The 26,704-nt window shown below is 69.9% G+C and carries 19 protein-coding genes and 1 tRNA gene; 14 read left to right on the top strand and 6 right to left on the bottom strand.

Annotated features, from left to right (window positions below; translation table 11 throughout):
• Positions 1-370 precede the first annotated feature (370 nt).
• A complete protein-coding gene (locus JNO44_RS24155; protein ID WP_205366058.1) occupies positions 371-1,003 on the bottom strand; it encodes a class I SAM-dependent methyltransferase in 633 nt (210 codons plus the stop codon).
• A gap of 511 nt (positions 1,004-1,514) precedes the next feature.
• On the opposite strand from JNO44_RS24155, the gene JNO44_RS24150 reads away from it, so the two are divergent.
• From JNO44_RS24150 to JNO44_RS24085, 14 genes are all read left to right on the top strand, one after another.
• A complete protein-coding gene (locus JNO44_RS24150) occupies positions 1,515-2,843 on the top strand; it encodes a YcaO-like family protein (protein WP_235093977.1) in 1,329 nt (442 codons plus the stop codon).
• A gap of 23 nt (positions 2,844-2,866) precedes the next feature.
• On the top strand, positions 2,867-3,475 hold the full coding sequence (locus JNO44_RS24145) for a cyclodehydratase (protein WP_205366057.1): 609 nt from the start codon (positions 2,867-2,869) through the stop codon (positions 3,473-3,475).
• Positions 3,476-3,516: 41 nt separating this feature from the next.
• Positions 3,517-5,130: a tpaE gene (locus JNO44_RS24140; RefSeq protein WP_205366056.1), complete on the top strand. Its 1,614-nt coding sequence runs from the start codon at positions 3,517-3,519 to the stop codon at positions 5,128-5,130.
• A 3-nt stretch (positions 5,131-5,133) separates the two neighbouring features.
• The gene (locus JNO44_RS24135) at positions 5,134-5,832 is read left to right on the top strand and encodes a tpaF (RefSeq protein WP_205366055.1); all 699 of its coding nucleotides are present in this window, start codon (positions 5,134-5,136) and stop codon (positions 5,830-5,832) included.
• 28 nt (positions 5,833-5,860) lie between these two features.
• Complete coding sequence (locus JNO44_RS24130) at positions 5,861-7,576, top strand: hypothetical protein (RefSeq protein WP_205366054.1); 1,716 nt, start codon at positions 5,861-5,863, stop codon at positions 7,574-7,576.
• Positions 7,573-9,447 carry a YcaO-like family protein gene (locus JNO44_RS24125; protein WP_205366053.1) on the top strand — a complete coding sequence of 625 codons (1,875 nt, stop codon included), beginning with the start codon at positions 7,573-7,575 and terminating at the stop codon, positions 9,445-9,447. The genes JNO44_RS24130 and JNO44_RS24125 overlap by 4 nt, the downstream gene beginning before the upstream one ends.
• Positions 9,448-9,562: 115 nt before the next feature.
• Positions 9,563-12,148 (top strand): lantibiotic dehydratase, encoded by a 2,586-nt coding sequence (locus tag JNO44_RS24120; protein WP_240167648.1) that lies wholly within the window; start codon positions 9,563-9,565, stop codon positions 12,146-12,148.
• Positions 12,129-13,061: a thiopeptide-type bacteriocin biosynthesis protein gene (locus JNO44_RS24115; protein ID WP_240167647.1), complete on the top strand. Its 933-nt coding sequence runs from the start codon at positions 12,129-12,131 to the stop codon at positions 13,059-13,061. Before JNO44_RS24120 ends, JNO44_RS24115 begins: the two co-directional genes overlap by 20 nt.
• A 92-nt stretch (positions 13,062-13,153) precedes the next feature.
• Positions 13,154-13,309, top strand: a complete 156-nt coding sequence (locus JNO44_RS24110) for a thiocillin/thiostrepton family thiazolyl peptide (RefSeq protein ID WP_073444393.1) — start codon at positions 13,154-13,156, stop codon at positions 13,307-13,309.
• Between the two features lie 91 nt (positions 13,310-13,400).
• Positions 13,401-13,556: a thiocillin/thiostrepton family thiazolyl peptide gene (locus JNO44_RS24105; RefSeq protein WP_073444393.1), complete on the top strand. Its 156-nt coding sequence runs from the start codon at positions 13,401-13,403 to the stop codon at positions 13,554-13,556.
• Positions 13,557-13,677: 121 nt separating this feature from the next.
• Positions 13,678-14,811, top strand: coding sequence for a hypothetical protein (locus JNO44_RS24100; protein ID WP_205366051.1), 1,134 nt, complete (start codon positions 13,678-13,680; stop codon positions 14,809-14,811).
• A gap of 20 nt (positions 14,812-14,831) precedes the next feature.
• Positions 14,832-16,781, top strand: a complete 1,950-nt coding sequence (locus JNO44_RS24095) for a RiPP maturation radical SAM C-methyltransferase (protein ID WP_205366050.1) — start codon at positions 14,832-14,834, stop codon at positions 16,779-16,781.
• Positions 16,782-16,804: 23 nt separating this feature from the next.
• Positions 16,805-17,473, top strand: coding sequence for a DUF5825 family protein (locus tag JNO44_RS24090; protein ID WP_205366049.1), 669 nt, complete (start codon positions 16,805-16,807; stop codon positions 17,471-17,473).
• Entirely contained in the window at positions 17,470-17,841 is a 372-nt protein-coding gene (locus JNO44_RS24085; protein ID WP_240167645.1) for a hypothetical protein, read from the top strand. The genes JNO44_RS24090 and JNO44_RS24085 overlap by 4 nt, the downstream gene beginning before the upstream one ends.
• Positions 17,842-17,978: 137 nt before the next feature.
• On the opposite strand, the gene nshR is transcribed toward JNO44_RS24085, so the two are convergent.
• From nshR to tmk, 5 genes are all read right to left on the bottom strand, one after another.
• Positions 17,979-18,788, bottom strand: a complete 810-nt coding sequence (gene nshR, locus JNO44_RS24080; RefSeq protein ID WP_205366048.1) for an NshR/TsnR family 23S rRNA methyltransferase — start codon at positions 18,786-18,788, stop codon at positions 17,979-17,981.
• Between the two features lie 819 nt (positions 18,789-19,607).
• Positions 19,608-19,681 (bottom strand) — tRNA-Thr (locus JNO44_RS24075).
• A gap of 81 nt (positions 19,682-19,762) precedes the next feature.
• The gene (locus tag JNO44_RS24070; RefSeq protein ID WP_205366047.1) at positions 19,763-21,370 is read right to left on the bottom strand and encodes an alpha/beta hydrolase; all 1,608 of its coding nucleotides are present in this window, start codon (positions 21,368-21,370) and stop codon (positions 19,763-19,765) included.
• 300 nt (positions 21,371-21,670) lie between these two features.
• Positions 21,671-22,918: a DNA polymerase III subunit delta' gene (locus JNO44_RS24065; protein WP_205366046.1), complete on the bottom strand. Its 1,248-nt coding sequence runs from the start codon at positions 22,916-22,918 to the stop codon at positions 21,671-21,673.
• A 315-nt stretch (positions 22,919-23,233) separates the two neighbouring features.
• Positions 23,234-26,572, bottom strand: coding sequence for a dTMP kinase (gene tmk, locus JNO44_RS24060; RefSeq protein ID WP_205366045.1), 3,339 nt, complete (start codon positions 26,570-26,572; stop codon positions 23,234-23,236).
• Positions 26,573-26,704: the final 132 nt, after the last annotated feature.

Raw genomic sequence — 26,704 nt, 5'->3', positions numbered from 1 at the left:
GCCTTCCGACCGCTGGCCAACTCGGCGCCCGCCGTGTCACATCGGTCGCGGATGAGGAATCCGAGCATCGACGCATTCATCGTGTACACCGGGTTCGAGATGCCGTTCCGCAGCAGGCCGCGTTTGTTCATTGCCTGGTAGAGCCGATCGCGCGCGAGCACATCCTCGCTGCTGCGCAGTTCTGCGGAAGGCTCGGTGTACGGCGCGAAGTTGCCGGTGAAATCCCCGAGCACGGCCACCCGGCCAGGGTGTCCAACCGGATCGTCGGCGGCCCGTCAGGTCGGCGGTCGAGCAGCGCGAAGACCGGAATGCGGCATGCGGCGCAGGGAGATCCTGACGCCCGTCAACCACACGGAGCGCCGCGCGGCGGCTATGCCTCGGGCTTGCGTGCGGCGACCCGCTCGACGACCCCCAACTTGCGCCGCTCCTGGTGCTCGATGATGAATCCGGCCTGCTTGACCAGTGGAAACGGCCTACGGGTCTGATGGTCCCCACACTGTCGCAGCATGGACTTCTCCAGCAGGCGTTGCCAGAGAAGGATCAACCGATGGTGGCTGCCCACATGGTCGAGCAACAGCAACCGTCCCCCGGGACGGAGCACCCGGTACATCTCGGCGATCACCGCCCGGTGATCGGGCACGCTGCACAGCCCGAGCGTGCAGACGACCGTGTCGAACGAGCCGTCCGGAAACGGCATCGCGTGGGCCTCACCTTCCCGCAACTCGACCTCCCGGCCCAATGCGGCGGCATGCTTCCGAGCCAGGTCCAGCATTTCCGGGCTCAGGTCGAGCCCGGTCACCGATATCCCGGCCGGATAGAATTCCAGATTCCGGCCGCTGCCGATGGCGACTTCGAGGACTTCCCCTTTGACCTGGCCGCAAACCCAGGCACGCCCGTCATCGAGCAGCATGCGTTCGAGACGCACCATGTCACGGTCATAGCGGGGCGCGTATTGCTTCCACAGTGTGCGGAGCCGCTCGTTCTCTACGGTCACGTCGGTCACGTAGTTCTCCCCCTGTCATTCCGCCCCACGCCCACTCGGGCTGGAACCTATCCGCCGCGGCGGGCTCCGCGCACCGGTACGCAGCATGAAGGGCATGCGAACCAGCCAGATTCGGTTCGTGCCAGCAGACTGTGCCAGAAAGTGTCGTGATCGGCTAGGTTCGCACTTCCCTATCCTCGACGACTCCGCCACGCGCGGCCCCATTCGACCGCCCTCTCACCTGTAGCGGTTCGGCCGCGGGTTCCCGATCCGCGGACCGGATATCGGGCTGCACATCGCCTTCCACGACCAGCGCAATGGCACCACCACACCCGCAGGTCACGCACTTCCGCCATGCGATGACACACCAGCTCGTCGCCCTGAGAAAAAGCGTGCTAACCAGCAAGAATGACAGTATGTAACTGAGATGATCGATCGTTAGCGGACTCCTTGACAGCCCGGGCCGCTTCGGTAACGATCAGCCCACGGCGGTCAGCCGTCGGTGTCTGGGATTCTCAACGGGGGAGAGCCTGTGGACGTCAGTAAGCATGAGTTAAAGCAAATAGCTTCTCTGGTCTCTCCGTACGGTCTCGTATCCCGCACCACGGCTCTGCCGGTGGCCGACGGCGATCCGGACTTCGCCGTCCGCGTTTCCAGCATCGGAAATCCCTCGAAGGTCCTGCACAGCATGCAGGGCTGGAGCAACGACGGTGACACGGGGAACCTCAACGGTGCCGGCAGCGCGCTGGCCGGCGAGCGGGCCAGGCTGATCTCGATCGCCGAGGCCCTCGAACGGTACTCGATCTGCTCCTGGCACGACGACGACATCACTGTCGCCGCCGAGGCCGAACTCACCGAGGACTTCGTTTCGCCCACCCGGTGGCCCCGGTGTTCCGCGCACGAGTTCGCTCGTGACGACTGCGGTCTGGTCCCGTACGACCCGGCCGTCCCGATCAGGTGGGTTCGGGCCTGGTCGCTCACCCGAGGGTGCCCCGTCCTCGTGCCGGCCATCGCGGTCTACCTGCACATGGCACCGCACTCACCGTCGGAACGCTTCACCCGGGGCATCACCACGGGAGCGGCCGTTCACTCCGACATCCGCAGCGCGGTACTCGGCGGGCTGCTCGAGGTCGTGGAGCGCGATGCGCTCTCGCTCGCGTGGCTGCACCGCCTGCGGTTGCCGCAACTGTCGGTCGATCCGGAGCTCCTGGAGCCGTCCGTGCGCGCCCACCACACGACCGGGACCGGACGTCACCTTGAGGTCCGGCTCTTCGACGCGACGACCGACTTCGGTATCCCCGTGGTGTATGCCGTGCAGCTTTCACCCCACGAGGAGCAGCTGGCGCAGATCGTCTGCGCGACGTGCGACGTCGATCCACAGCGCGCCGTGAGCAAGATCTACCGCGAGCTCGCCTCCATACGTGTGGCGCTGCGCGGCAGCATGGGTCGTCGGCCGGCGCGACGCCCCGAGGACGGGACCGTCAGCGTGGTCGGCTCGGCGGCGTACAACGCCTCGGCCGAGCGGCGGCACGTCTTTCGGCACCTGCTGGAAGGAGAGCGGGACGTACGACGTCTCGAAGAGCTCCCCGACCTGTCCGCCGCGGCAGACCCGCTGGCCACCGCGGTCTCCCAACTGGCCGCGCGGGGTGCCGAAACGCTCGTCGTCGACATCACCACCGACGAGGCGCGGCAGGTAGGCATGCACGCCGTCAAGGTGCTGGTGCCCGAGGCCGTGCCCCTGTCGTTCATCCACAGCGAGCGCTACCTCGGCACGCCCCGGCTCTACACCGCACCGACGGCGATGGGCCACCAGAGCCACGGCGAAGAGTCGCTGAATCCGGAACCGCAGCCGGCCGCGTAGCCGGTGGACAGGAGACACAGCCCGTGTTGTCCGAACAGTTGGTGGATTGCCTTTACCTGGTGCGGGACGCCTTCGGGGAGCAGTACGCCGACGCGTACCGGCCGGCAGCCTGGAGCCGGGTGTCCGGCAGTGAACTCCCCGACGACGCCCGGCTGTCGAGCGCCGCGATGGTCGTGGCCGTGTACTCCGGGCGGGACGAGGAACTGCGGGACGCGCTCGACCGGTTCGGGTTCGAGCGGGGCGTCCCGACGGTCGGGGTCGAACTGCTTCCCACCAGGATCGTGTGCGGACCGGCCGTGATCCCCGGAGCCACCGCCTGCTACTCCTGCCACCTGCGACGCGCCGAGCAGCACCAGGATCCCGCGCGGACCGATCGGGTGGCCGAGGCGACCCGGGACCTGCCCGAGGGCTTCGGCCGGATGCACCTCGCGATCACACACGGTCTGCTGGCGCTGGCCACGGCCGAGCTGCGCGGCGGCCCGGCCGGACTCGGCGCCACGGTACGGAAGTTCGACCTGGTCACGGGAGTGACGTCGACGGCGTCGACGGTGGCCGTGGACCGCTGTCCGCGGTGCAGCGCCCGATGGGCCGATCGGCGCACGGGCGTCGACGCGCTGGCGGGTCTTGTCTGAGTGGTCACGACCTCTTCGTCATGGGGAAAGGAGCGCAATCGATGGGTGTTGAGCTGAAGGCCGAGACCCTTGGACGGGCCGCCGGCCGGGACAAGCAGATCGCCGTCCCGGAACGCCCCGCCCTCCGCAGGGGCGTTCGGCTCCGCCAGGTCGACGACGCCCTGATGCTCGACGGCGCGGACAAGCGGCAGGTCTTCACCGGGAAGTTCGCGCGCGAGGACCTCGGCCGACTGGTCGCCGCCTGCGACGGCAGCACCACGCATGCCGGCATCGCCGCCGCGGTCGATCTCGACGAGGCGGTCGTCCTCAAGTCCTTGGCCCTGCTCTGGGCGTCGGGTGCCTTGGAGGAGGGCGCCCGGCCCGGCGACACTCCGGCGGTGGCGCCCGAGCTCGCCTGCCTCCTGTCCCGACTCGGCAACTCCACCGGGGTGAACCCGTCCTGGGCCGACGCCGCGGCGCGGCTCGATCGCGCCACCGTTCATCTAGCGGGGGACAGCGTCCTGGTACAGGCCACGGCACGCTCTGTGGACGGCGTGTGCGAGGTGGTCGAAGACCTCGACGAACTGCCGCTCACCGACGACGCCCTCGTCGTCTTCTTCGAGACCCGGCGGTCCCGGCCCCAGCTCGCCGAACTGCGGAACCGATGTTGGCTGGAGCGACGGTCCCTGTTGCGCGTGCGTGCCGACGGCACCTCGATGACCCTGGGCCCGTACGTGGACCCCGCGTTCACCCCGTGCCTGGAGTGCGGCGTCGCCGACGAGGGGGACGATCTGCCGGACACCCCGCCGCAGCAGGCGCACGACCTCATCGCAGGCATCGTCGCCCACCACCTCCTCGCGCTCTCCTCGCGTGCGATCCGGACCTACCTGCCGCTCGACGCCGGCGTCATCGACCTGACCACGCTGTCGACGCGCTACCGGCCGAGTGCCACCCGCCCCGGGTGTCCCACCTGCTCCTTCAGCAAGGGCACCACGGCGTCCGCACCGCCGCCCAGTGCGGTCTACGAAGCGTCGATCGCCCTGCCGGTACGCAAGTTCCTGGACACCAACGGGCATCTGGCCCACTTCCAGTCGAAGAACATGAACCTGCAGTGGCAGTTCCGCGACTGGCCCAGTTGCCCGCGGGTGACGCTGCCCGGAGCGGACGTGTCGAGGCTGGCAGGAGCGCCGTCGCCCACGGCGGATCGCGCCGACGTCGGCCGACCCGAGGTCGCCCTGATGCTCGCGGTCGCCTTCGGCATCCGCAAGCGGGCCGACGGCTGGGTGCAGCGGTGGACCGCGGCCGGCGGCAACATCGGCTCCGCGACGGCCTACCTGGTCAGTCGCGACGAGTCCGTACTGCCCGTGGGCGGGTACGCGTACCGCGAACGGGACCACGACCTCGCCCAGCTCACCGGCAAGGCACTACCGGGCGAACGGCCACTGCTGCTGGTCGTCACCGCCAACCTCAAGAAGATGGGTGCCAAGTACGGCACGTTCGGACTTCGGATTTCCTTCTGTGACGGCGGCGTCGCCCTGTCCGCCGCCCGGAAGGTCGCCGACCGGCTGAACCTGGCCTACTCACTGGTCACGGACTGGGACGACCACGCCCTGAGCGCGTACCTGGGCCTCTCCACTGCCGAAGAACCCATCACAGCCGTCATGGAGGTGGGCTGAACCATGCGAACCGACTCCTCCATGATGGAGCCGCTGCTCGACGCCTTCGCCGAGCGGACCCCCACGAGCGACGGCCTCGCGGCAAACCGGTCGCCGATGCCGTTCGCGGAGGCCATGCCCGTCGACATCGACGAGCGGGCAACCGGTTCCGGTCACCCCCTCGATCTGCACGACACCCTGCAGGCGCGCCGGTCCTCCCTGCAGTACGGGGACGCACCCGTGCGCACGGACCTGATCCTGAGGTGGGTGCGCGAGGCGTTGTCACGCGATGCCGGCGACTGGGCGCTCGACGACGACATGGGCCCGCTGGAGGCATTCGTCTTCGCGCTGCGCAGCGCGGGCAAGCCGGCCGGGGTGTACCGGGTCACCGCGCAGGAGGCGTCGTTCATCGCCCCGGCCTCGGCCATCGGAGATCCCGAACTGCTCGGTGTGCAGCGTGAGTTCGCCGAAGCGGCCGGGATCGTCACCGTCTGCGGGAATCTCGACGCCGCGGACTCGTGGGCGGGAGCGCACGGATTCCGCCTGTGCGCGGTACGCGCCTCCATGGCTCTCTACGACTTCCATCTCCGCTGCCAGTCCCACCGGCTCGCCGGCACCGTCTTCGGTGGCTTCATCGGCGCCGCCGTCCGGAACCTGATCCAGAGCGACGGTGTGACAAGGCACCCGCTGCTTGCCGCCACCTATGCCCACCCGGCGTCTTGATCGCTGCGCCACGAAAGTGAGTGATTCGATGTCCTCTGGGGGTCCGGCATCGGCTACGGGCGTCTTTCTCGCCCGGCCCGATGTCTCGACGCTGCGGACGAAGCAGGGTGCATGGATCGGAGTCGGCGCCTCTTCGTTCACCGTGCGGGGTGCGTCCGCCTTCCAGGTCGTCTCGACGCTGCTCGGCCGGTCGGACGGCAGTCGTACCGGGCGTGAACTGGTGGACGAGTTCCCGGCGGGGTCGCGCCCAGCGGTGTCGCGTGTGCTCGACGCGTTGGTGGCGCGTCGGTGCGTGACCGTCCTGGACGCGCCGATGTCGCAACAGGCCGCGGCCAAAGGGCCGGCCTCGGAGTGGCTGATCCCGTACCTCTCGCAGCTGACGGACGAACCGGTGCGCGCACTGGATCGCCTCCTCGCCACCACCCTCCACCTCTACGGTCGCCCCGACTGGCTCGACCGGCTGCGCCAACTCCTGGACGCAGCACCCCTGTTCGGCCTGCGCACCGAGTTCCACGCGGTCGCGGCGGAGGAGCCGGTGCCACAGCGGGAGAACGCCGGACTGGTCGTCGTCGACGCGGACGGTCTCTCGTACGAGCGCACCGTGCGGCTGCAGGACGCATTGCTCGAACGCGGCGTTCCGCACGGCGTCGTGGGCGAGGTCCGCGGGCGCCGTTGGATCCTGTGGTCCGACGACACGGCGACCGGCTGCTGGGAGTGCCTGTGCCGATACGGCCGCACGGCACCGCCGGCCGCTCCGGACGCCACCGCGTCCACGGCATCGGACGACGCCATCGCGGCGGCACTGGTCCACGCGATCTACCTGCGCAGCGCCGGACTCGGCGCGCACGCGGCAGCGGCGGCGTCCATGCCTCTCGACATGAAACCGCCGACGGTGCAGACCCATCCGGCGTGGTCGGCGGCGGGTTGCCGGTGCCACCGGGCGGTGGTGCCTTCGGTCACCGGTGGTGCACGCGACGACGCGGCCGAGGTGCTGATCCGCAGAAACCTCGTCAGCCCCGAGGACGACAGCCGGCTGGACGACGTCCACGAGCGGATCGTCGACACCCTGCGCAGCTGGACCGACGAACTCGTCGGCCCCTTCCGCTACGTGGACGGCGGCGAGCTGTCGCAGGTCCCCTTCGGACAGGCCAGGGCCACGGCACTCGTCGGGCTTGCCGACGAGTGCCGGGTCCATGAGCTCACCACCGCCACCTTGTCGCCCCGGGAAGCGATCTATCAGGCGGCGCTCAACGCACTGGAGATGTTCGCGCCACCCGCGGTGGGCGCCGGATGGTCGCTGGACGAGGCGGTCTACCGCGCCCTGCTGAAGTGGTCGATGGCACAGACCTTGGACCCTTCCGCCTGGGTGCACCTGTCCGATGACGACCTGGGGCACGGCGAGTGCGCCGGATTCAGCCGGTACATCCGGCAGACGGTCGTCCGCAGCCGTGGTGAGGGGCCATGGGAGTGGACCGGTACCCGGCTGCCGAACGGCATCCACCGGGTCACCGGTCGTACCGCCGGCAAGCCGGTCGTGCAGGGCGCGGGCGTCTGTTACGCGGAAGCGGTCTCCATGGCGCTGCTCGGGCTGGTCAACGACGCCGGCGCCCTGGTTCCGCTCAACCCGCACTTCCTCACCTGGCCGGAGGTGTGGCGGCACATCGCCCGACCGGAGTGCGCCGAGGTCACCACGCGAGCGGTTCCCTTCGCGCGCGGCAAGGTCCGACTGGTGGAGGTCATATGAGTGCCCAGCAGCAGGCCGCCCCACCGGCCGCCGACCTGATCTCCGCCCTGTCGGCCAATGCCGGCGCACCGGAGCCGGCGGAGGTGCTCCTGGGGCCGCTGACCGCCCCCACCCGGGTACACGCCGACGGCAGCAGGTCGGGGCGCGGCCTGGCGGTGTTGTTCTGGTGCGGCAGCGTCCACATCCTGGTCTACGACCTGGCACACGAGCGCGACGGCGGCTGCCCGCGGTGCCTGGCTTGGTTCCTCAGCAGGAATGTGGACTCCGCCGAGCTGCCGTTCGAGGAGGTGTCCGGGAACGATTCCGCGGGGGCCGCGCGCAGCCACGCGCTCTGGCAGCAGCTCGGTCCGGCCTTGCGCGCGACCGTCACCCGACTCGCGGCCCTGCTCCTCCGGGCGCCCTCCGCCGGCGGCACGCTCGCCACGGTCGACCGGGCCGGCGGCACGGTGCGACAAGGACACGTACCTCCGAGAACGGGCTGCCCGGCACGTCGGCCCGCGACGGCCACGACCACGATCGCCTTCGGCTCCGCACCCGAGCTGCTGGAGAAGTCCGACGGGGCGCTCCGGGCCCGACGTCCGCTGCCGCCGACGCTCACGACCGACTACCTGGGACCGCACTCGTTGTTCCGGGAGCCACTCGTCGATCTGGACGGCCCGCTGCCCCAGGCGCAGGTCGGCCTGCCACTGGGCAACGGCATGCTGGAGCCCGGGGTCGGGCGCACCCGGAGCTTCGCCAAGAGCAGGACGACCGCGGTGCTGGAGGGCCTGGAGCGGCACACCGGCTTCTGTCATCAGCCGGCCGACGGCATCGTGCAGGCCACGCTCGCGGAGCTGGGGACACAGGGCATCGATCCCCGCACCCTCGGATACCACTCCGCCGACCAGTACGCCCGGGACGGCTTTCTCTGGTCGCCCTTGGACGCGGCCGAAACGGTGGAATGGGTCCCGGTCACGCCGCTCGGCGACGGCCCTGCCCGGTACCTGCCGGAAGTGGCGCTCTCGTGGGTGCGCCGCACCGGAGCACGGAAGCCGTTCTTCTACGACACGTCGAACGGTTTCGCACTGGGCCAGAGTCACGAGGAAGCGACTCTGCACGGACTGTTCGAGATCGTGGAACGGGACGCTTTCCTGCTCACCTGGTACCGCAAACTGCTCCTGCCCGAACTCGTGTTGGGGCCGGCCGACGGCGCCATCAGGGAGCTGATGGACCGCGTCGAGGTGGTGACCGGGTTCCGCGTCCGCCTCTTCTGGGCGACGCTGGACATCGACATCCCGGTCGTGCTGGCACTCGCCCAGCGCGACGCGGACTCGGGTCCCTGCACCCTCGTGTCGACCGCGGCCAGCCTGTACCCGCGGGCGGCGGCCGAGTCGGCCATCTTCGAGGTGTCCGCGCGCGTGGCGTCCTTGCGGCATGCGTTCGACAACGACCCGGCGCACCGGCAGCGGCTCGCGGAGGACTTCGACTCGCTGGTCGAGATGGACGACCACAGTCTGCTCGGCGCCCTGCCCACGTCCCGGGAGTGGTTCGCGTTCCTGACCGCACCGGACAGGCCCGCATTCCCTCTCGCGGCAGCGGTCGCGGCAGCCCCGGAGTTCGACTCCCTCGACAAGGATCTCGACTACGTGCGGGCCCAGATCGAGGCCACCGGCACGCACGCATACGCGGCCGATGTCACCACGCCGGAGCTGCGCTGGCGCGGACTGGTCTGTACGCGCAGCTTCGTACCCGGATGCGTGCCGATGACGTTCGGGCAGGCCACTCGCCGTCTTGAGGGGCTGCCGCGGCTCCACAGTGGATCGCTCCCGCATGCCTCCCAGTTGCCCGACGACATGACCCCGGCGGACGTTCCGCCCCACCCCTTTGCCTAGCCCGCTGGTAAGACGAGGAGTACCTTTCGTGCGATCGGATGAGCCTTCAGCGTCCCCGGCCGAGTCCGCCGTGAGGGTCAGCCCCTACGTCGTGTTCCGGCGTAGTCGGTTGCCCGTGGCCGGACTTGAGGACCTCCGGTTCGACGAGCCCTGGGCCCGGATCGAGGAGAGCCGCCTCCTTGGGGAGGACTGTGCGCGGCGAGCGGGCGAAGTGTCCGACCGGCTGGCCGGATGCGTACCGCAGGTGGAGGCGTCCGTACGTGCCGAGCTCGTCCGGCTGCGCCGTGACATCTACAACCAGCGTGCCGAGCCGGCGGCTCGACGGGTCGGGCTCGTGGAGCCGCACCTCGACGCGGAGACGCTCGCCGGGGTGCGGGAGTGGTTCGACCTCGTGCGGCGGACGCGACGGTGCGAGGACGAGGCGCGGACGCTGTTCGAGGACAGGATGCGATCGGCGCGCGCGAGTTTCGCCCGCATCCTCGAACACGACTCGATGGCGAGGAGCATCCAGCTCTCCGGTGACCAGCTCTACGAGAGCCTGCGCCGGTACACCTCGGGCGAAATGGGCTCGGTCAAGCCGAGCCGATCCCGGGTTCTGGAGTCCTCGCTGGTGAACTTCGCCTACCGCGCGGCGCTGAAGCCGTCTCCCTTCGGCCGGTTCACCGAAGTCGGAGCCTTCCCGCCCGACCTGCCCGCGGTGGTCGGTGACGCCGTGCCGGAGTCCCGCACGTACTCGACGTCGACGCTGAACCGGGTGCTGGTGAACTGGCTGGCCGCCGGATTGCGCCGGGTCGACGGCGGCATCGACCTCTGCAAGGTGCTGCTGAACTCGTCCCTGCGCGTGGACGACAAGAAGATCGAATTCATCGGCCTCGTCCCCGACTCCTCCGAGTACGGCCTCTCGGAGTCGATCGTCCGGCTCAAGCGCGACAAGGTCGTCGACTGCCTCCTGGCCGTCCTGGCCACAGGCACGGCGTCGGTGCCGGAGGTGCTCCGTGCGCTGACCACGCTGACCGGCAGCGATGCGACCAGCAGGAAGGCCCTGCGGGCCATGATGCGGATCGAGTTGCTGTACGTCAGCCCCGGCTTCGACGAGCAGCACCCGGAGTACTCCGAGAAGGTCGCCGGCGTCCTGCGCGCCGGGACGACCCGGCCCGTGTCCGTCCTGAGTGGTCATCTCGACACCCTCCGGGAAGTGGAGACGAAGCTCTCCGACGCGCCTGCGGAGAAGCGCGGGCTGCTGTTGAAGGCCGCGGAGCATGCGCTCGCCGACGTCGCCGAGGTCTGCGAGATGGAGCCGCCCCCTGCGGAGATCTCCCGGGCACCGGTGTACGAGGACCTCTGGACGCCCGATCGGCCCGCGACCTGGAGCCGGGACGCCGTGGCCGCGAGCGTCCCCGCTTTGGAGAGTCTGTGGCGGTTGTCGTCGCTGCTCGACTACGGCCACACGAAGCGGTTGGGGATGTACCACTTCGCGGCCACCACGTACGGCGACCGCGAGACCGTGCCGTTCCTGACGTTCTTCGACAAGCTCGTATCGCTGTCCGAGAGCGAGCAGGACGCGGTGTTCTGGGGACATGAATCCGCCGCGGCCGAGACCTTCGTCGCACAGCGCGCCCAGGCCCTGCGCGACATCGGCGCACAGCTCGTGCCCGAGGACGGCGTCGCCCGGATGACACCCGAAGCGCTCAAGGCCGCGTGCGCGGGGGTGGAGGACTGCGTCGACCCGGACTCGATCACCTTCCGCGTCCAGTTCGCGGGCGGCACACCGTCGCCCGACATCGTGGTGAACGGGGTCCTGACCGGATACGGCGTCTACTTCTCACGCTTCAGCTCGTTCGTCCAGGGATCCGCCGCCGACGACTGGACGCTTCGGACCGCCGTCCGGGAACACCTCCGGAAGGCATTCCCGGGGCAGGTGGACCTGAACATGGTCGCCGGCCTCAACTTCAACCTGCACCCGCCGCTCACCGACCGGGTGCTGAACTACCCCGGCACCTGGCCCACCGCACCGGAGATGAGGGCCTACAGCCTCGACAGGCTCGCGATCCGGATCGACCACGCCAACCGCGGTGTGCTCCTCTGGGACCCCGAACTCGACGAGCGCGTTCACCTGGCCCCCATGAACTTCATGCTCCCCATCGTGGTCCCGGTCCTCTACAACCTGTTGGAAGTCCTGAGTCCGACGATCCGGTACAACTACGCGCCGATGGACGACATCGGCCGGGCGATGGGGCATCGCGGATACCCCGGATCCTCGCCGCGGCTGATGGTCGGTGACGTCGTCGCCAGCCGGCGAACCTGGACGGTGCCCGCACGCGACATCCCCGAGCTGGTCGAGCTGAGCAAGGACTCCTACCCGGCGCTGCTGCGTTTCGACCAGTGGCGCCGCGAACAGGGCCTGCCCCAGCACGCGTTCGTGCTGACGCAGCGCCTGGACGAGTACAACCTGCTGTCCGGGCTGGTGGAGGAGATCCCGAGGGACTGGTCCGATTTCCGGCATCTGACGCGGGCGAGCGTCCACAAGCCCATGTACGTCGACTTCCGCAACCCGTACCTGGTGCGGAGCTTCGCGAAGTCCGCGCTCACACGGGACGACGTCTACGCGTCCATTCGAGAGTGCGTACCGGCCCCCGACGAATACGGCGGCTCCGGGCCGGCGGCAGCAGAGGAGTTTTTCGTTGAGCTCTACCGAGACTGAGCGGACCGGTGAGTGGTCGCCGCTCCACATCCACCTGCCGATGTCGCTGCAGCCCGGCTTCCTGCGGGATGTGCTCCACCCCGTCATGCGCGAGGCCGGGATGCGGAACCGCTTCTGGTACTTGCGGTACTGGCAGGGCGGTCCGCACATCAGATTGCGGCTCCACGAGGCTTCGGAGGAGACCGTCGAGTCGGTGCGCAGCAGACTGGCCGCGGCGATGCCGGCACTCGACGCCGAGCGAACCGCCGAGTACGCACAGCAGTCCTCCCACCAACCCGGCCTGGCCGCACTCGAAGGGGCGGAGCCCGTAGCGGTCAGGGCAGCGGGCACCGTCGAAGCAGCCGTCTACGCACCCGAGTACGCGAAGTACGGCGGCACCACGGGGCTCCGTATTGCCGAAGAGCTCTTCCGCTCGACGTCGACCGCGGTCCTTGACCTCCTCGCCGGCCTGACGGATCGCCAGCTCGCGGCCTCGCCGGCGGGGCCCGCCATGCGCGTCATGGCCATGTCCCTCAAAGGCTCCGGGCTGGACCCGGAGCAGAGCCAGGACTTCCTCAGCCATTACGAGGAGGACTGGCGCAGATGGGTGCCGCCCGGCTACGACGAGAAGTGGGCCGGGATGTACGAGAAAACGCGAAGCAGGGTGACGAGCCTGTGCAGTGCGGTCTGGCGAGACGGGATCACCGACGTTTTCCACGACACCTATGCCAAAGCTTTAAAGTCCACCCAGGCGGCACAGGTCACCTCGCCAGGCGGTGATGTCGCGGAACTCGCACTCGAAGAAACGCCGTATGCCCACTGCCTGGCCAACTACATTCACACCACCAACAACCGCCTCGGGATCCTTCCGGTTGCCGAGGCGTTTCTGGCCTACGTCATCCGCCGTTCCCTGGCAGAAATGGCGGCGGCGTGAATGAAAGCAATTTTTTTCCTCAAAGGGTCTTCCCATACGACCGGCCTATTCTGGTACGGTGAAAATCTAGTCGCGGAGGGGGGTGATTCCAAGTGGATTCCACGCAGGAGCTCGACCTGAACGCGCTGGAGATCTCGGATCTGATTGAGGATTCGAACTACAGTGATGAGACGCTGTCGCAGGCCATGGCAGCATCGACCACGACCACCGGCTGCACGACCAGTTCGTGTTCGTCTTCGTCGTCCTGACCGGGCACCTAGACGGGTCGCTGCCACCGGGCAATGAATGCGCGCCCACCGGCAGTCGCCTTTCCGAATAAAGGAAAGGAGGTGATTTCGAATGGATTCCACGCAGGAGCTGGACCTGAACGCGCTGGAGATCTCGGATCTGATTGAGGATTCGAACTACAGTGATGAGACGCTGTCGCAGGCCATGGCAGCGTCGACCACGACCACCGGCTGCACGACCAGTTCGTGTTCGTCTTCGTCGTCCTGACCGGGCGCCTAGACGGGTCGCTGCCGCCGGGCGCCATTCGACGAATGCGCGCCCGTCGGCAGCGATGCACCGGGGGCTTTGATTCTCCTCGGCAAGGTGCATCGTTACTGTGGAGGTTCGTGTGCACGTCTTTGTGACGATCCCCCTCGACGAGGGTGGCGCGACGGTGACGCGGAGCATCCGCGGTTTCCTCACCGACCTGTTCGGGCCGGAGCAGCCGGCCTGGCCCGGTGACTACTACTTCGTGCGCACCTGGGACCGGGCGAGTGGGCGCGACTGCCTCCACGTCAGCCTCCAGTCGGACACGGCCACGACCGACGAGGCGCGTGACCGGCTCCAACGCGCGGCGGACGCCCACGGCTTGCGGCCGACCGTGGCGGAGCTCCCCTTTGAGGAGATCCCTTCACCGTTGTGGAACTCCGGGATCGGTGGGGACGGGTTCGACGCCGCGGCCAAGAGCCTCTACCGCGCCGTGGCACCCATCCTCTCCCGCAGCGTGGCGGCGATCGGCGACGACAAGACCAAGGCGTACCTGCTGGCGCTGGACCTGATGGTCACGAACGCGGGAGCCACCGTGCTGGAGTCCGAACAGCTTCGGCTTTCCTCGCGCGGCTTCGACGAGCTGCTCAGTCTGCGCATGCTCAGCTATCGCTCGCACTACGAGGGCGCCAAGAACGCGCTGGCCAAGGACCCCGATTCCTTCGAGCGTCGCTGCGCGGCGTACTACGACAAACTCGGCACACATGTCCGGGAATTCATCCGTAGCCGTGCGGCGTCACCGATACCCGCCCTCGATGACGAGCCGGCGCGCGCCTGGGTGGATGTCGTACGGCAACACTTCGGAGTATTGCGCGAAGAGTGCCGCGCGGGTCGCATCACCCATTTCGGCCCCACTCTCGACGACTTCCACGAGCACCCCGACGATCACCTGCCGCCCAGCAGCTTCCACGCGAAAAAGCTGTCCACGGAGATGTCGGATCTGCTGCATCGGAGCCCGGATTTCCTGGCGTACCGAATTCAGGCGAGCCTGCTGTACAGCTGTCTCCACACGATGGGGTTCAGTCTGGCCGAACGGTTCCTGTTCTGCTATCTCCTCGCGCGCGCCAACGAGGAAGTTTCGGGAAAGTCCACCGAGGAGTTGGCGCAAGGACTCGACGCCGTCGCCCGGGAACTCGCGGAACGGCAGCCCCTCACCACGAGCCGCCGGGATGAGGCGCACCACGGATCCGGTGAAGAAATTGTCAAGCAGATCTAGGAATTAGCGGGGGGAGAATCATGCGCATTACGCTCGTCAATGTACCGTGGAGTCCGATCGGGTTTCCTTCGGTGGCTCTCGGCCTGCTCAAGAGCCTCACCCTCAAGGAGTTTCCCGACGCCCAGGTCGACGTGGTGTACGGAAACCTCGACTTCGTCGACTGGATCACCTCTCGTCGTCCCGACTTCAATTACGAGGACTACCGCTACTACGACCTCGAAAGCTGCTACATCGGGACCGGGGACTGGGTGTTCTCCTCGGCCCTCTATCACGATCCGAAGTGGAGGGTCCCGGAGTTCCTGGAGCAGTTCGGCCCCCGGTCGGAGACCGTGCACGGCCAGGAGCTGGCGCACGGCACGACCGAGGAAGAGCAGATGCAGACCACGCTCTGGCTGCACGAGCACGTCGAGGAGTTCACGAACGAACTCGCCGAGCGCATCGTGGCCGGCGAACCCGATGTCGTCGGCTTCACGACCACGTTCCAGACTCTCACCGCATCGATGGCGGTCGCCCGGCGGGTCAAGGAACTCTCGCCCCGGACGGTGACCGTGTTCGGCGGCGCCAACTGCGAAGGATCGATGGGCGAGGCGCTGCACCGCAACTTCGACTTCGTCGACTACGTGGTCCGCGGCGAGGGCGAGCTGGCCTGGCCGGGGCTGCTGCACTCGCTGACCGCGGACGAGGCGGCCTTCGAGACCGTGCCGGGGCTGTGCTGGCGGGACGAGAGCGGCTCCTCGGTGCACAACGCGGTGAGCACCAAGCCACTGCCACCCGCCGCGATGGTGCTGCCTCACTACGACGAATACGTCGAGCAGTTCACGAAGTCACACGCCCGGTTCTGGCTGGAGCCCAGGCTGATCCTCGAAAGTTCCCGCGGCTGCTGGTGGGGCGAGAAGCACCACTGCACCTTCTGCGGCCTGAACGGCGCCAGCATGATGTTCCGCAGCAAGCGCCCTGACCAGTTCATCGACGACCTCGTGACGCTCGCCAAGCGCCACAGGATCCTCGACGTGATGCTCGTGGACAACATCCTGGACATGGCCTACCTGGACTCGATGCTTCCCGCGCTTGCCAAGGCCGAGATCGACCTACGGCTGATGTACGAGATCAAGGCCAATCTGCGCTACGAGCAACTCGAGGTCATCTCGAAGGCCGGCGTGGTCTGCGTCCAGCCCGGGATCGAGAGCCTGAACAGCAAGGTGCTGAAGCTCATGGACAAGGGCGTCTCCGGCTGCCTGAACGTGCGCGTGCTCCGGGACGCCGAGTCGCTGGGCCTGACCGTCGCATGGGCCTACCTCTACGGCTTCCCCGGGGAGACCGACGAGGACTACGCGAAGGTCATCGAGCAGTTCCCCGCGCTGCACCACCTGGAGCCGGCCGGCGGCGACGACCGGCTCGCGGTCCAGCGCTTCGCTCCGTACTTCGAGAACCCCTCGCTCGGCTTCCACGAGCGGTGGGCGGCTCCTCAGTACGGACTCACCTATGACCTTCCCGAGAAGGAACTGTTCGACATCGCGTACATCTTCAAAGCGACGCACCAAGGCATCGGGAACGACATGGCGTGGAAACTGCGCGCCGCCATGGACACATGGCGCGACGCGCACTGGCACAGTCAACTGTCGTACTTCGAGACCGAGGAGAGCATCACGCTCACCAACACCCGGCCGGGCTTCGACTGGGACGTCATCCAGCTCACCACCGACGTCGAGATCGCGCTCTTCCAGCTGCTCGACCAGCCGAGGTCGCTCCAGTACCTGGAGCGCGAGTGCGCGAAGCGGTTCGGGCAGACGGACATCGGCGCCGTGATCGACCGATGGATGGAGCTGGGTCTGCTCTTCACGGACGACGGCCGCCTGATCCACGTCGTCACGAAGGACCGCAACCAGAGGTTCATGCAGATCCGGGTGGGCCAGGGACTGGCGGCGCGGTCGGAGGCCGACCGTCCGTCCTCCGAGTCCGTAGCAGTGTGAGAGGCGAGGCTGCCATGCCGACGATGAACGATGCCGCGACCATTCCCGACAACGGGTTCGACGTCCGGTTCAGCATGTGGCGCCACGGTGCGGCGGCGGTACGCGCGTTGCCGAACATGCACCTCGGCGACCGCGTGCTCGGCGGGGACGTCGCGGACGAGGCGCGCCGGATCTACGAGTCCGGCGCGCGGTTCGTGTCGATCGAGCCCGTCGTCGATCTCGGTGGACGAGCCGGGACGGAGCACGTCATCCCCGCGCTCTCCTTCATCCGCGATCTCACCAGTTACGGCGTGGAAGTGGACTGGCGGGCACAGCTGACGGCGCCCGACGGTCCCGAGTGGTGGGTGTTCAGCCACCTCTTTCCCCCGTCGGACCTGGAGGGGCCGCGCGGTGCCGAGGCACTGAACATCTGGCGGGCGAGGTACCACGTGGGCAGGTGCTTCTTCCGTCGCGGTCCCGGGTTCCTGCAGATCCGGGACCGGCGCCACACCGGTCTGCGCCGGCTCACGGTCTCGGACCCTGCCTATGTCTCCGCGGTCGAGTCGCTGGCGGCCGACCGCGCAGCGGACTCCGTGCCGGCCGCGGCGATGTCGGCGTTCGAGAAGCATCACCTGGCCATCCGGATCGGCGGCAGCGTCTGGTGGGCGCCATACCGTCTGCGGCGCTGGGCTTCGCCGTCCTGGGAGGTATGAGCGTGTACATCAGCATCGTCCTCTGGAACCTGAAGAACTCGAAAGCCACGGTCGAGGACCTTCGCGAGTACCTGCGCGACTACGCGGTGGACGCGTTCTCCACGCTCAAGGGGATGCGGATGAAGACCTGGTTCGCGGACGCCGAGAAGGGCTACTGGGGGGCGGTGTACCTCTGGGACGGCGTCAACATGCAGAACCCGCTGTCGGTCAGCCGGGCGATCGACATCATCGGCTACCCGCCGACGTCCACGAGCGTCTTCGCGGTCGAGGCGATCGCGGAAGGCGACAGCGTGATCGAGTCGTTCGCGGGCATCGGCCGCGCCTTCGAGGAAGTGCCCGCCGCGGACCCTGACGGTGAATCGGCGTAAGCGGTCGTGACACCGTCGGGTGCGACTTTGCGGAAAAACCCTCGACCTCGATGCGTCGCTGATGATCACTGCTGTGTGAGGTGATCACCACCGGCGCATCGAGGTCGAGGAACCGGGTCTCTGAGGAACCTATGCGCTCATCGCTGGGCCGCGAGATTCCTGTTGATCCTCTCGTGCAGCGCGATACCGAGCGAGACGGACACATTGAGGGACTCGGTCTCGCTGATCATGGGGATCGAAACCGAGGCGGAAGCTGCTTTCTCGAACAGCTCGGAAGGCCCTTCCTTTTCGCTGCCGAACAACAAGGCCAGCCGATCGGGAATGTCCCCGAGGTCCTTCACGGAAAGCTTGCCGCGTGCGGTGAGCGTCGCCATCCGCATACCGCTGTCCCGAATGAAGGCGATGGCCTCCTCGCGACCGGAGAGGACGACGGGAAGCGAGAAGACGTAGCCCCGGCTGGCCCTTTGCAGACGCCGGTCCGCGATGCTGGTGATATCGCTGTCGACCAGGATGATCCCCGACGCTCCGAGCGCGAGCGACGTGCGCACTATCGCGCCGATGTTCCCGACGATCTTCACCCCGTCGAGAACGACGACGTCCCCACTGAGGTTTGCGATATCACTGAACTTGGCCGGGCGAGGGACGCGGGCGATGCCGAACGTCTTGGGCTTCCGGTCCCCCTTGAACAACTGGTTGACGATCGACGAGTCGATGAGGCGGACCGCTATGTTCTGCCGCCTGCACAGAGCCAGCAACTCGGCTGAGAAAGGACTGCTGTCGCTACCGTAGACCTCGATGAACTGCACTCCGGCCGAGATGGACTGCATGAGGGTCTCGGTGTCCTCGATCAACGTTGTCTTTATGTTGGATCGCGAGGACTTGGTGACATCGATGATCCGCTGCACCGCGGGATCTGATGCATTTGTGATGGTGTCCAACTCAGTCATGGTCGTCCTACCGGCTGCTGTGTTCAGTGAGGCGATTCCTGGGGTGCGACGCCCTCGTGACGATGGCCCGCGGATGGCTGCGCTGACTGGGCATCACAAACGCGAGGGGAAATCGTCGCGATCTGGCAAAAATCCCCGCTCTCCCCCATCCGAGGCTCGCGCGGTCTATCCCCGCACACGAAGTATTCGCCCAGGTCATACATTCCTGGGCTGCATCGAGCCAGTTCTTTTTATGCTAGCAAGGTCTCGTTCGCCCCGCGAGCGGCTGGGCTGCCGCGGTCGCTCCGCCACCGAACGCGAGGCCGAGCAGGCGGCAGCCTCGGAAGAGGCGACTGTCCGGCGTGGCCGGTGACGCGCCCCGCGCCTGATCACGTCCGACCCGGCCGCGACAACGAGTTCGCCGCCGTCGCCCCCCAGGGACCACACCGGTAAGCGCCGGGGCGAAATCGCCGTCCTGGCAACGGAGTTCATCCGACCTGGCGCGTTCCGCGTCGAGTGGCGGCGCTACGAGCGGAACACCGGCGCCGCCCGTTCCCCAGGACCCCCTAAGAACCCCTCAACCACGCGCCTTTGATGCCCCGTGGACGCGCTCCGGGGATTGCCCGCTCACCAACCCAACGGCAATCACCCGCTCGCCCACCGCTCCGCACGCCCGCCACACACTCGCTGCACGCTCGCTGCACACCTGTTCACCGGGTGCCCACCGGCGGCGATCATGACGCCCCAGAAGGCACCCCAGAAGGGGTACCCCATCCCCACAGAGTGCTCCCGGAAGCACAAAACCCCAGATCACGGGTTACATGACCTGGGGTTTCCCTGAGCCGCCTTCGGGATTCGAACCCGAGACCTACGCATTACGAGTGCGTTGCTCTGGCCAACTGAGCTAAGGCGGCGTGGTGCGCGGCCCAGTCTACACAGGAGCGAGGGGTGCTCTGTACTCGGTTCGGGCGAGGGTCAGGCGGGTGTGGGGCGGGTCACGTGCAGCGTTTGTTCTTGGCGGGCGGGGTGCCTTCGAGGAGGTAGGTGTTGATGGCGGTGTCGACGCAGTCGCTGCCGCGGCCGTAGGCGGTGTGGCCGTCGCCGACGTAGGTGAGGAGGGTGGCGCTGGAGAGCTGGGCGGACAGGCCCTTGGCCCAGGTGTACGGGGTGGCCGGGTCGCGGGTGGTGCCGACGACGACGATCGGGGCGGCGCCCTTGGCCTCGATGCGGTGGGTCTGGCCGCTGGACTTGACCGGCCAGTACGCGCAGCTCAGGGCGGACCAGGCGAAGTTGTCGCCGAAGACCGGGGATGCCTTGCGGAAGGCGGGCAGGGCGGCGCGGACCTGGTCGGGGCCGGTGAAGGCCGGCGGGAGGTCGAGGCAGTTGACGGCCGGGTTGGCGTACATCTGGTTGGCGTAGTGGCCCGAGGAGTTGCGCTCGTAGTAGCTGTCGGAGAGGGCCAGCAGTCCGCGGCCGTCGCCGGCCTTGGCCTGGGCGAGGGACTCGCGCAGCAGCGGCCAGGTCCCCTGGTCGTACATCGCGGCGATCACGCCCGTGGTGGCGAGGGATTCGGTGAGCTTGCGTTCCTGGCCGGTCTCCGCCGGGTGGGCGTCCAGCTTCTTGAAGAGGGCGGAGAGCTGCCGGCCGGCGTCCTCGGCGCTCTTGGTGCCGAGCGGGCAGTCCTTCTTCTTGACGCACTCGGCGGCGAACGCGGTGAAGGCGGTGTTGAAGCCGGCGGTCTGGTCGAGGTTGATGGTGCGGGAGTCCAGCGACGGGTTCATCGCCCCGTCGAGGACCAGGCGGCCGGCGCGGGTCGGGTAGAGGCCGGCGTAGGTCGCGCCGAGGAAGGTGCCGTAGGAGGCGCCCATGTAGGTCAGCTTCTTGTCGCCCAGCACGGCGCGCAGGACGTCCATGTCGCGGGCCGCCTCGACGGTGGAGACGTGCGGCAGCAGCTTGCCGGACCGGGCCTCGCAGCCCTTGGCGAAGTTGCGGTCGGCGGTGACGAGCTGGGAGACCTCGGCGGGAGTGTCGGGGGTGGTGTCGGTCTGGGTGAAGCGGTCCATCTGCGGGTCGGTGAGGCATTCGACCGGCTCGCTGCGGGCGACGCCGCGCGGGTCCATGGCGACCATGTCGTAGCGCGCCCGGACCGCGGCCGGCTGGGGCGCGTACTGCTGGAGGTAGTCGATCGCCGAGCCGCCGGGGCCGCCCGGATTGACCATGAGGGAGCCGAGCCGGTCACCGGGGCCGGTGGCCTGCTTGCGGGCCACCGCCAGCTTCAGGTCGGTGGCCGCGCTGGGCTTGGCGTAGTCCACGGGCGCCTTCATCGTCGCGCACTGGAAGCCCGCCACTCCGCAGTCGTGCCAGCTCAGCTTCTGGTCGTAGTACGGGCGGAGGTTGTTCGGGATGGCCGTGGGGAGCGGTTGGAGCGGGGAGGCGGCGGACCCCGGGCGGTCGGCGCCGGCCTCCGTCGAACGGTCCGGGGATGCGGCGGAACCGGGGGACGGCGACGTCCCCGACGAACAGCCGGAGAGCAGCAGGGCGAGGGCCGCGGCGGCAGCGGCCGCGGTGGTGGCGGTGGAGCGGAACAGGCGGCTGGGCGGCATGGCGGTCCCTTGGTGTCGGTCCCAGGTGGCGGGGTTCCCGGTGGTGGCCTGTGTGGCGTTCCTGGTGGTGGTGGCTCCTCGACGGTGGCGGTCTGGCGCTCGGCACCCGTCCCGGTTCCCGGTACCGGTTCGTCGGTCCCGGTCTCCCGGTCCCCGGTTCTCCGGTGGTGGATGCGCAGTTGCGGATGCGCGGCCCCGGCTCCCGGTCGTCGGCTCGCGACGTCAGGTCACCTACGGAGCGTATCCATAGATGAACGATGTGTGCGCGGCGATCGTGCGACCGGTGGACCGGCGGGCGGCTCAGCCCGCTCGCAGCGCGACCGTCATGGCCTCGACGGCGAGCAGCGGGGCGACATTGCGCTCCAGGGCCTCCCGGCAGGCGATCACCGCTTCTATACGGCGCAGGGTGCGCTCGGCGGTGGAAGTGGTGGCGATACGTCGGATGCTGTCGCCGACGTCGTCGTTGGAGAGCGGGACGGATGCCCCCATCTGGACGGCGAGGACATCGCGGTAGAAGGCGGTGAGGTCGACCAGGGCGAGGTCGAGGCTGTCGCGCTGGGTGCGGGTCGAGCGGCGCTTCTGCTTGTCCTGGAGCTCCTTCATGGCGCCCGCGGTGCCCCGGGGCAGCCGACCGCCGGTACCGGCCGCGGCACCGAGGGCGGCGCGCAGCTCCTCGGTCTCCTTGGCGTCGACCTCCTCGGCGACCTGCTTGGCGTCCTCGCCGGCGGCGTCGATCAGCTCCTGGGCGGCCTTGAGGCAGCCGCCGATGTCGTCGATGCGGAGCGGGAGCTTCAGGACGGCTGCCCGGCGGGCCCGGGCCCGCTCGTCGGTGGCGAGCCGGCGGGCCCGGTCGATGTGCCCCTGGGTGGCGCGGGCGGAGCGGGCGGCGGTCTCCGGGTCGATGCCGTCGCGCCGCGCCAGGAGCTCGGCGACCGCGCCGACGGACGGCGTACGCAGCGAGAGGTGGCGGCAGCGCGAGCGGATCGTGGGGAGGACGTCCTCGATGGAGGGCGCGCACAGCAGCCAGACCGTACGGGGCGCGGGCTCCTCGACGGCCTTCAGGAGGACGTTGCCCGCGCCCTCGGTGAGGCGGTCGGCGTCCTCCAGGACGATCACCTGCCAGCGACCTCCGGCCGGGGAGAGCGAGGCCCTGCGGACCAGGTCGCGGGTCTCCTTGACGCCGATGGAGAGCAGGTCCGTGCGGACGATCTCGACGTCGGCGTGGGTGCCGACCAGGCTGGTGTGGCAGCCGTCGCAGAAGCCGCAGCCGGGGCCGCCCCCGAGGGCGCGGTCCGGGCTCACGCACTGGAGGGCCGCCGCGAAGGCGCGGGCGGCGGTGGCCCGGCCGGAACCGGGCGGGCCCGTGAACAGCCAGGCGTGCGTCATCTGGGAGGCGCCGGTCCGCGCCGGCGCGGACTGCGCCGGCGCGCCGGCCGCGGCCCGCCGTGCCGCGCTCTCGGCGGTCACGATGGCGTCCGCATCGCGTGCGGCGGCGTCGAGCTGCGCCGTCACCCGGTCCTGGCCGACCACGTCGTCCCATACCGCCATCGCTGCTGCCGTCCTGTCCGTTCCGCGTGTGTGCTGCTCGGGTCGCCGCAGGGCCGCACCGACCCGACCGTGCCGCGGGAAGGCCGCGCGAGCGCCGCCACCGCGGGCCCGTCGCCGCGCCCCGCGCCGGTGCTCCCCCCGCCGGGACCCGTCCGTCACGACCCGTTCCCTACCCATTGTGGTGCACCCCACTGACAACCGGTCCCCCGCCCGGTCCGGCCCCGCGCCCGGCACGAGGAACGGCCGTGGCCGCAGCGCGAATGCTGCGGCCACGGCCGTTCCTGCGTCGCCCAGGGGCTCCCGGCCCCCGTCCGGTCAGCCGCGCCGGCCCCGGCGGCGGCCGTTGCCGCCCGTGCCGTGGTCGGCGTCATCGTCCGCGCGCGGGCCGAGGAGCTCGTCGGCGAGGGTCGGCAGGTCGTCCAGCGGCGTCTCCTCCGCCCACTCGGGGCGGGGCCGTCCGCGCCGCGGGGACTCCGCGGGACGGCCGGTCTCCGGATCGACCTGCGGCAGCTCCCGGGTCCGCTCGGCGCCCCGCTCGGCCGCGCCGGCGTCCCGGCCCGCGCCGTTCTCCTGGGCGAACATCCACGGCGGCACCCGGTCCGCCGGGTCGCCCTCCCGGACCGGCGGCAGCACGGCGGTCTCCTCGGAGTCCGCGCCACCTCCCTGGTGAGCGCGCCGGGCGTCGTCCCGTACGGGCGGCAGGACCGCGGTCTCGTCCGCCTGGCCGTACGCCTCCCGCGGCTCGGGCCGCGGCAGCGCCGCCGTCCGCTCGCCGTCCGGGGCGGCGCCGGAACCGGAGCCGGCGCCCGCATCGGAGCGGCTCTCGGCCACGGCCCCGGAAGCACCCGCAGAGCCCGCGGAACCGGCAGAACCGTCGGAACCCGCAGAACCGGAGGCCCCGGAGGAAGACCCACCGCGTCCGGCACCCGTCCCCGGGTCGCCCTCCGCCGCGATCCGCTTCCGCAGCTGCGTCACGTCCGTCTCCGCGGTCGGCGCCTCGGCCGCCTTGGCCGCCTCCGCCTTGGCCTTCGCCTCGGCCGCCTTGGCCGCCTCCGCCGCCGCGATCCGGGCCTGCTCGGCGCGCAGCAGCGCCTCCTCGGCCTTGCGCTGCTTCTCCAGGCGGCGCTCCTCGGCCTCCTGGCGCAGCCGCGCCTGCTCCTCGTGCTCCTTGCGCAGCCGCTCCCGCTCGGCCTGGCGGGCCTTCTCCTCGGCCTCGCGCCGCTTGCGCTCCTCCTCCGCCGCCTGGCGGGCCTCCTCGGCGCGCTTGCGGGCCTCCTCGGCCTGGCGGGCGGCCTCCCGGGCCTTGGCCTCCTCGGCCTCCCGCCGCTTGCGCTCCTCCTCTTCGGCGCGCAGCTTGGCGAGCTGCTCCTGGCGCTCCCGCTCCCGGCGCTCCTCCTCCGCCTTGCGCGCGGCCTCCTCCTCGGCCTTGCGGCGGGCCTCCTCCTCGGCCGCCTTACGGGCCTCTTCCCGGGCCTCGATCTCGGCCTCGGACAGCGGGAGGACCTGGTCGAGCCGGTGCCGGAGGACGGTGGTGATGGCCTCCGGCTCCTGGGCTGCGTCGACGACCAGATAGCGCGCGGGGTCGGCGGCGGCCAGGGTGAGGAAGCCGCTGCGCACCCGCTCGTGGAACGCGGCCGGCTCGGACTCCATGCGGTCCGGCGCCTCGGTGAAGCGCTCGCGGGCCGCGTCCGGGGCGATGTCCAGCAGGACGGTCAGGTGCGGGACCAGGCCGCCGGTCGCCCAACGGTTGATCCGGGCGATCTCCGTGGGCGCGAGGTTGCGGCCGGCGCCCTGGTAGGCCACCGAGGAGTCGATGTAGCGGTCGGTGATCACCACCGCGCCGCGCTCCAGCGCGGGCCGGACGACGCTGTCGACGTGCTCGGCCCGGTCCGCGGCGAACATCAGCGCCTCGGCGCGGTCGGAGAGACCGGACGTGGACACGTCCAGGATGATCGCGCGCAGCCGCTTGCCGATGGCGGTGGCGCCCGGCTCCCGGGTCACCACGACCTCGTGGCCCTTGCCACGGATCCACTCCGCCAGCGCCTCGACCTGGGTGGACTTCCCGGCCCCGTCGCCGCCCTCCAGGGCGATGAAGAAGCCGGTGGCCGCAGTGGCCTGCGCCGGGTCGCCGCCGCGCACCGCCTCCCGCAGGTCGTGCCGGAGCGGAACGCCCTGCCGGTCGTCGGTCTTGCCCAGCACCCAGGCGGCGACCGGCAGCAGCAGCGCGCCGACCAGCATCAGCGTGTACGCGGCGCCGCCGTGCGCGAAGACGAAGGCTCCGCTGCCGATCTGGTGCCGGCCGATGAGCCCGGCCAGCAGGGGCGCGACGATCGCGGCCAGCCCGATGGCGAGCCGGACGACGGCCTGCAGGTGCTCGGTCGTCCGGGCGGTGCGGAACGCCTCGGTCTCCTGGTCCAGCAGGGCGTGGCCCGTATTGGCGGCGACGCCGGCGCCGAGCCCGGCCAGCAGCGCGAGCAGCAGCACCGTCGTGGTGTCCGGGACCAGCCCCATGGCCAACAGCAGCAGACCGGTGGCGGCGATCGCCAGGGCGAGCAGCCGGCGCCGGGAGAACCCGGGCAGCACCTTGCGGGCGCCGCGGATACCGAGGGCCGTACCGCCGGTCAGCGCGAGCACCAGCAGCGCGTAGCCGGCCGGCCCGGCGCCCAGGTCGGCGGCGTGCAGCACGGCGAGCGCGGCGGCCGCGGCGATCGCGGCGGCCACCGCGGCGCATGCCAGCACCAGCAGCGGGATGGCGCCGGTGCGGCCCCGCTCCGAGCCGGAGCCGGTCGTGGCCGCGGCCGAGGTGCCCTTCGGACGGCGCAGCCCCTCCAGCGGGGAGCGCGGCCGCGGCGTCTGCCCGTCGGGCAGCTCGATGAAGTAGAGGATCGACACGGACGCGGCGAACAGTCCGGCCGCGAGGTACGAGCCGAGCGCCGCCTGGTGCAGGTGGAACCACTCCACGCCGGTCCCCAGCAGCCTCCCGACCAGCGCGCAGACCACCAGGGCGGCGGCCGCGATCGGCATGGCGGCGAAGCTGGTGCGCAGCGACAGCCGGCGCAGTGCGTCCATGTTGTCGGGCAGCGGCCGGACGGCGGCGCCCTCCAGGGGCGGCGCGGGCAGCAGGGCCGGCGCGGCGCTCTCCCGGGCGACCGTCCAGAAGCGCTCGGCGACGCCGCTGACGAAGACCGTCACCAGCAGCCAGGCCAGGGCGCTGGTGGGCGTCCAGTCGATCCACAGGGGGGCGATGACCAGCAGCGCGAGCCGCAGCCCGTCCGCGGCGATCATCGTCCAGCGGCGGTCCAGCGGCCCGTCGGGCGCAGCGAGCGCGGACAGCGGCCCCAGCAGGACCGCCCCGAAGAGCAACGTCGCCAGCATCCGTACGCCGAAGACGGCGGTGACCGCGAGGGCGGCGCCGCGGTAGCCGCCGCCGAACACGGCCTGGCCGCCCAGCGGTACGTACAGCGCCGCCTGAAGGGCGAGGAGTACCAGGACAAGCAAGGACAGGGCATCGCCGATACCCCCGACGAACTGGGCGCTCCACAGCCGCTTCAGTGGGGGGAAGCGGAGCAGGGCTCGTACGGCGCGCTCGCGGGAATCGGCTGCGAGGGCGTCTGCGGTGGGGGTCACGACCGTTGGCTGCTCGGCACGCGTCATCTCGCCAGCCTATCGGGACGGAACACTCCACCGGGCGCCTGCCCGAACAAACGGGCGGCTGAGCGGGAGCGCGCAAGGGCGGGCCGGCGGAGGGTGTCCGCCGGCCCGCCCTTGTCCCGCGCCGGACCACGC

This window comes from Streptomyces noursei (assembly GCF_016917755.1).
GTDB lineage: Bacteria > Actinomycetota > Actinomycetes > Streptomycetales > Streptomycetaceae > Streptomyces > Streptomyces yunnanensis.
The sequence above is the reverse complement of the archived record's forward strand: the minus strand, read 5'-3'. Positions and strand labels throughout refer to the sequence as shown.

Bases quoted from the DNA above. Each gene is read 5' to 3' on its own strand.
- JNO44_RS24140 (WP_205366056.1), top strand. From the start codon at position 3,517: ATGGGTGTTGAGCTGAAGGCCGAGACCCTTGGACGGGCCGCCGGCCGG.
- JNO44_RS24135 (WP_205366055.1), top strand. From the start codon at position 5,134: ATGCGAACCGACTCCTCCATGATGGAGCCGCTGCTCGACGCCTTCGCC.
- JNO44_RS24130 (WP_205366054.1), top strand. From the start codon at position 5,861: ATGTCCTCTGGGGGTCCGGCATCGGCTACGGGCGTCTTTCTCGCCCGG.
- JNO44_RS24125 (WP_205366053.1), top strand. From the start codon at position 7,573: ATGAGTGCCCAGCAGCAGGCCGCCCCACCGGCCGCCGACCTGATCTCC.
- JNO44_RS24105 (WP_073444393.1), top strand. From the start codon at position 13,401: ATGGATTCCACGCAGGAGCTGGACCTGAACGCGCTGGAGATCTCGGAT.
- JNO44_RS24095 (WP_205366050.1), top strand. From the start codon at position 14,832: ATGCGCATTACGCTCGTCAATGTACCGTGGAGTCCGATCGGGTTTCCT.
- JNO44_RS24090 (WP_205366049.1), top strand. From the start codon at position 16,805: ATGAACGATGCCGCGACCATTCCCGACAACGGGTTCGACGTCCGGTTC.
- JNO44_RS24085 (WP_240167645.1), top strand. From the start codon at position 17,470: ATGAGCGTGTACATCAGCATCGTCCTCTGGAACCTGAAGAACTCGAAA.
- nshR (WP_205366048.1), bottom strand. From the start codon at position 18,788: ATGACTGAGTTGGACACCATCACAAATGCATCAGATCCCGCGGTGCAG.
- JNO44_RS24070 (WP_205366047.1), bottom strand. From the start codon at position 21,370: ATGCCGCCCAGCCGCCTGTTCCGCTCCACCGCCACCACCGCGGCCGCT.
- JNO44_RS24065 (WP_205366046.1), bottom strand. From the start codon at position 22,918: ATGGCGGTATGGGACGACGTGGTCGGCCAGGACCGGGTGACGGCGCAG.
- tmk (WP_205366045.1), bottom strand. From the start codon at position 26,572: ATGACGCGTGCCGAGCAGCCAACGGTCGTGACCCCCACCGCAGACGCC.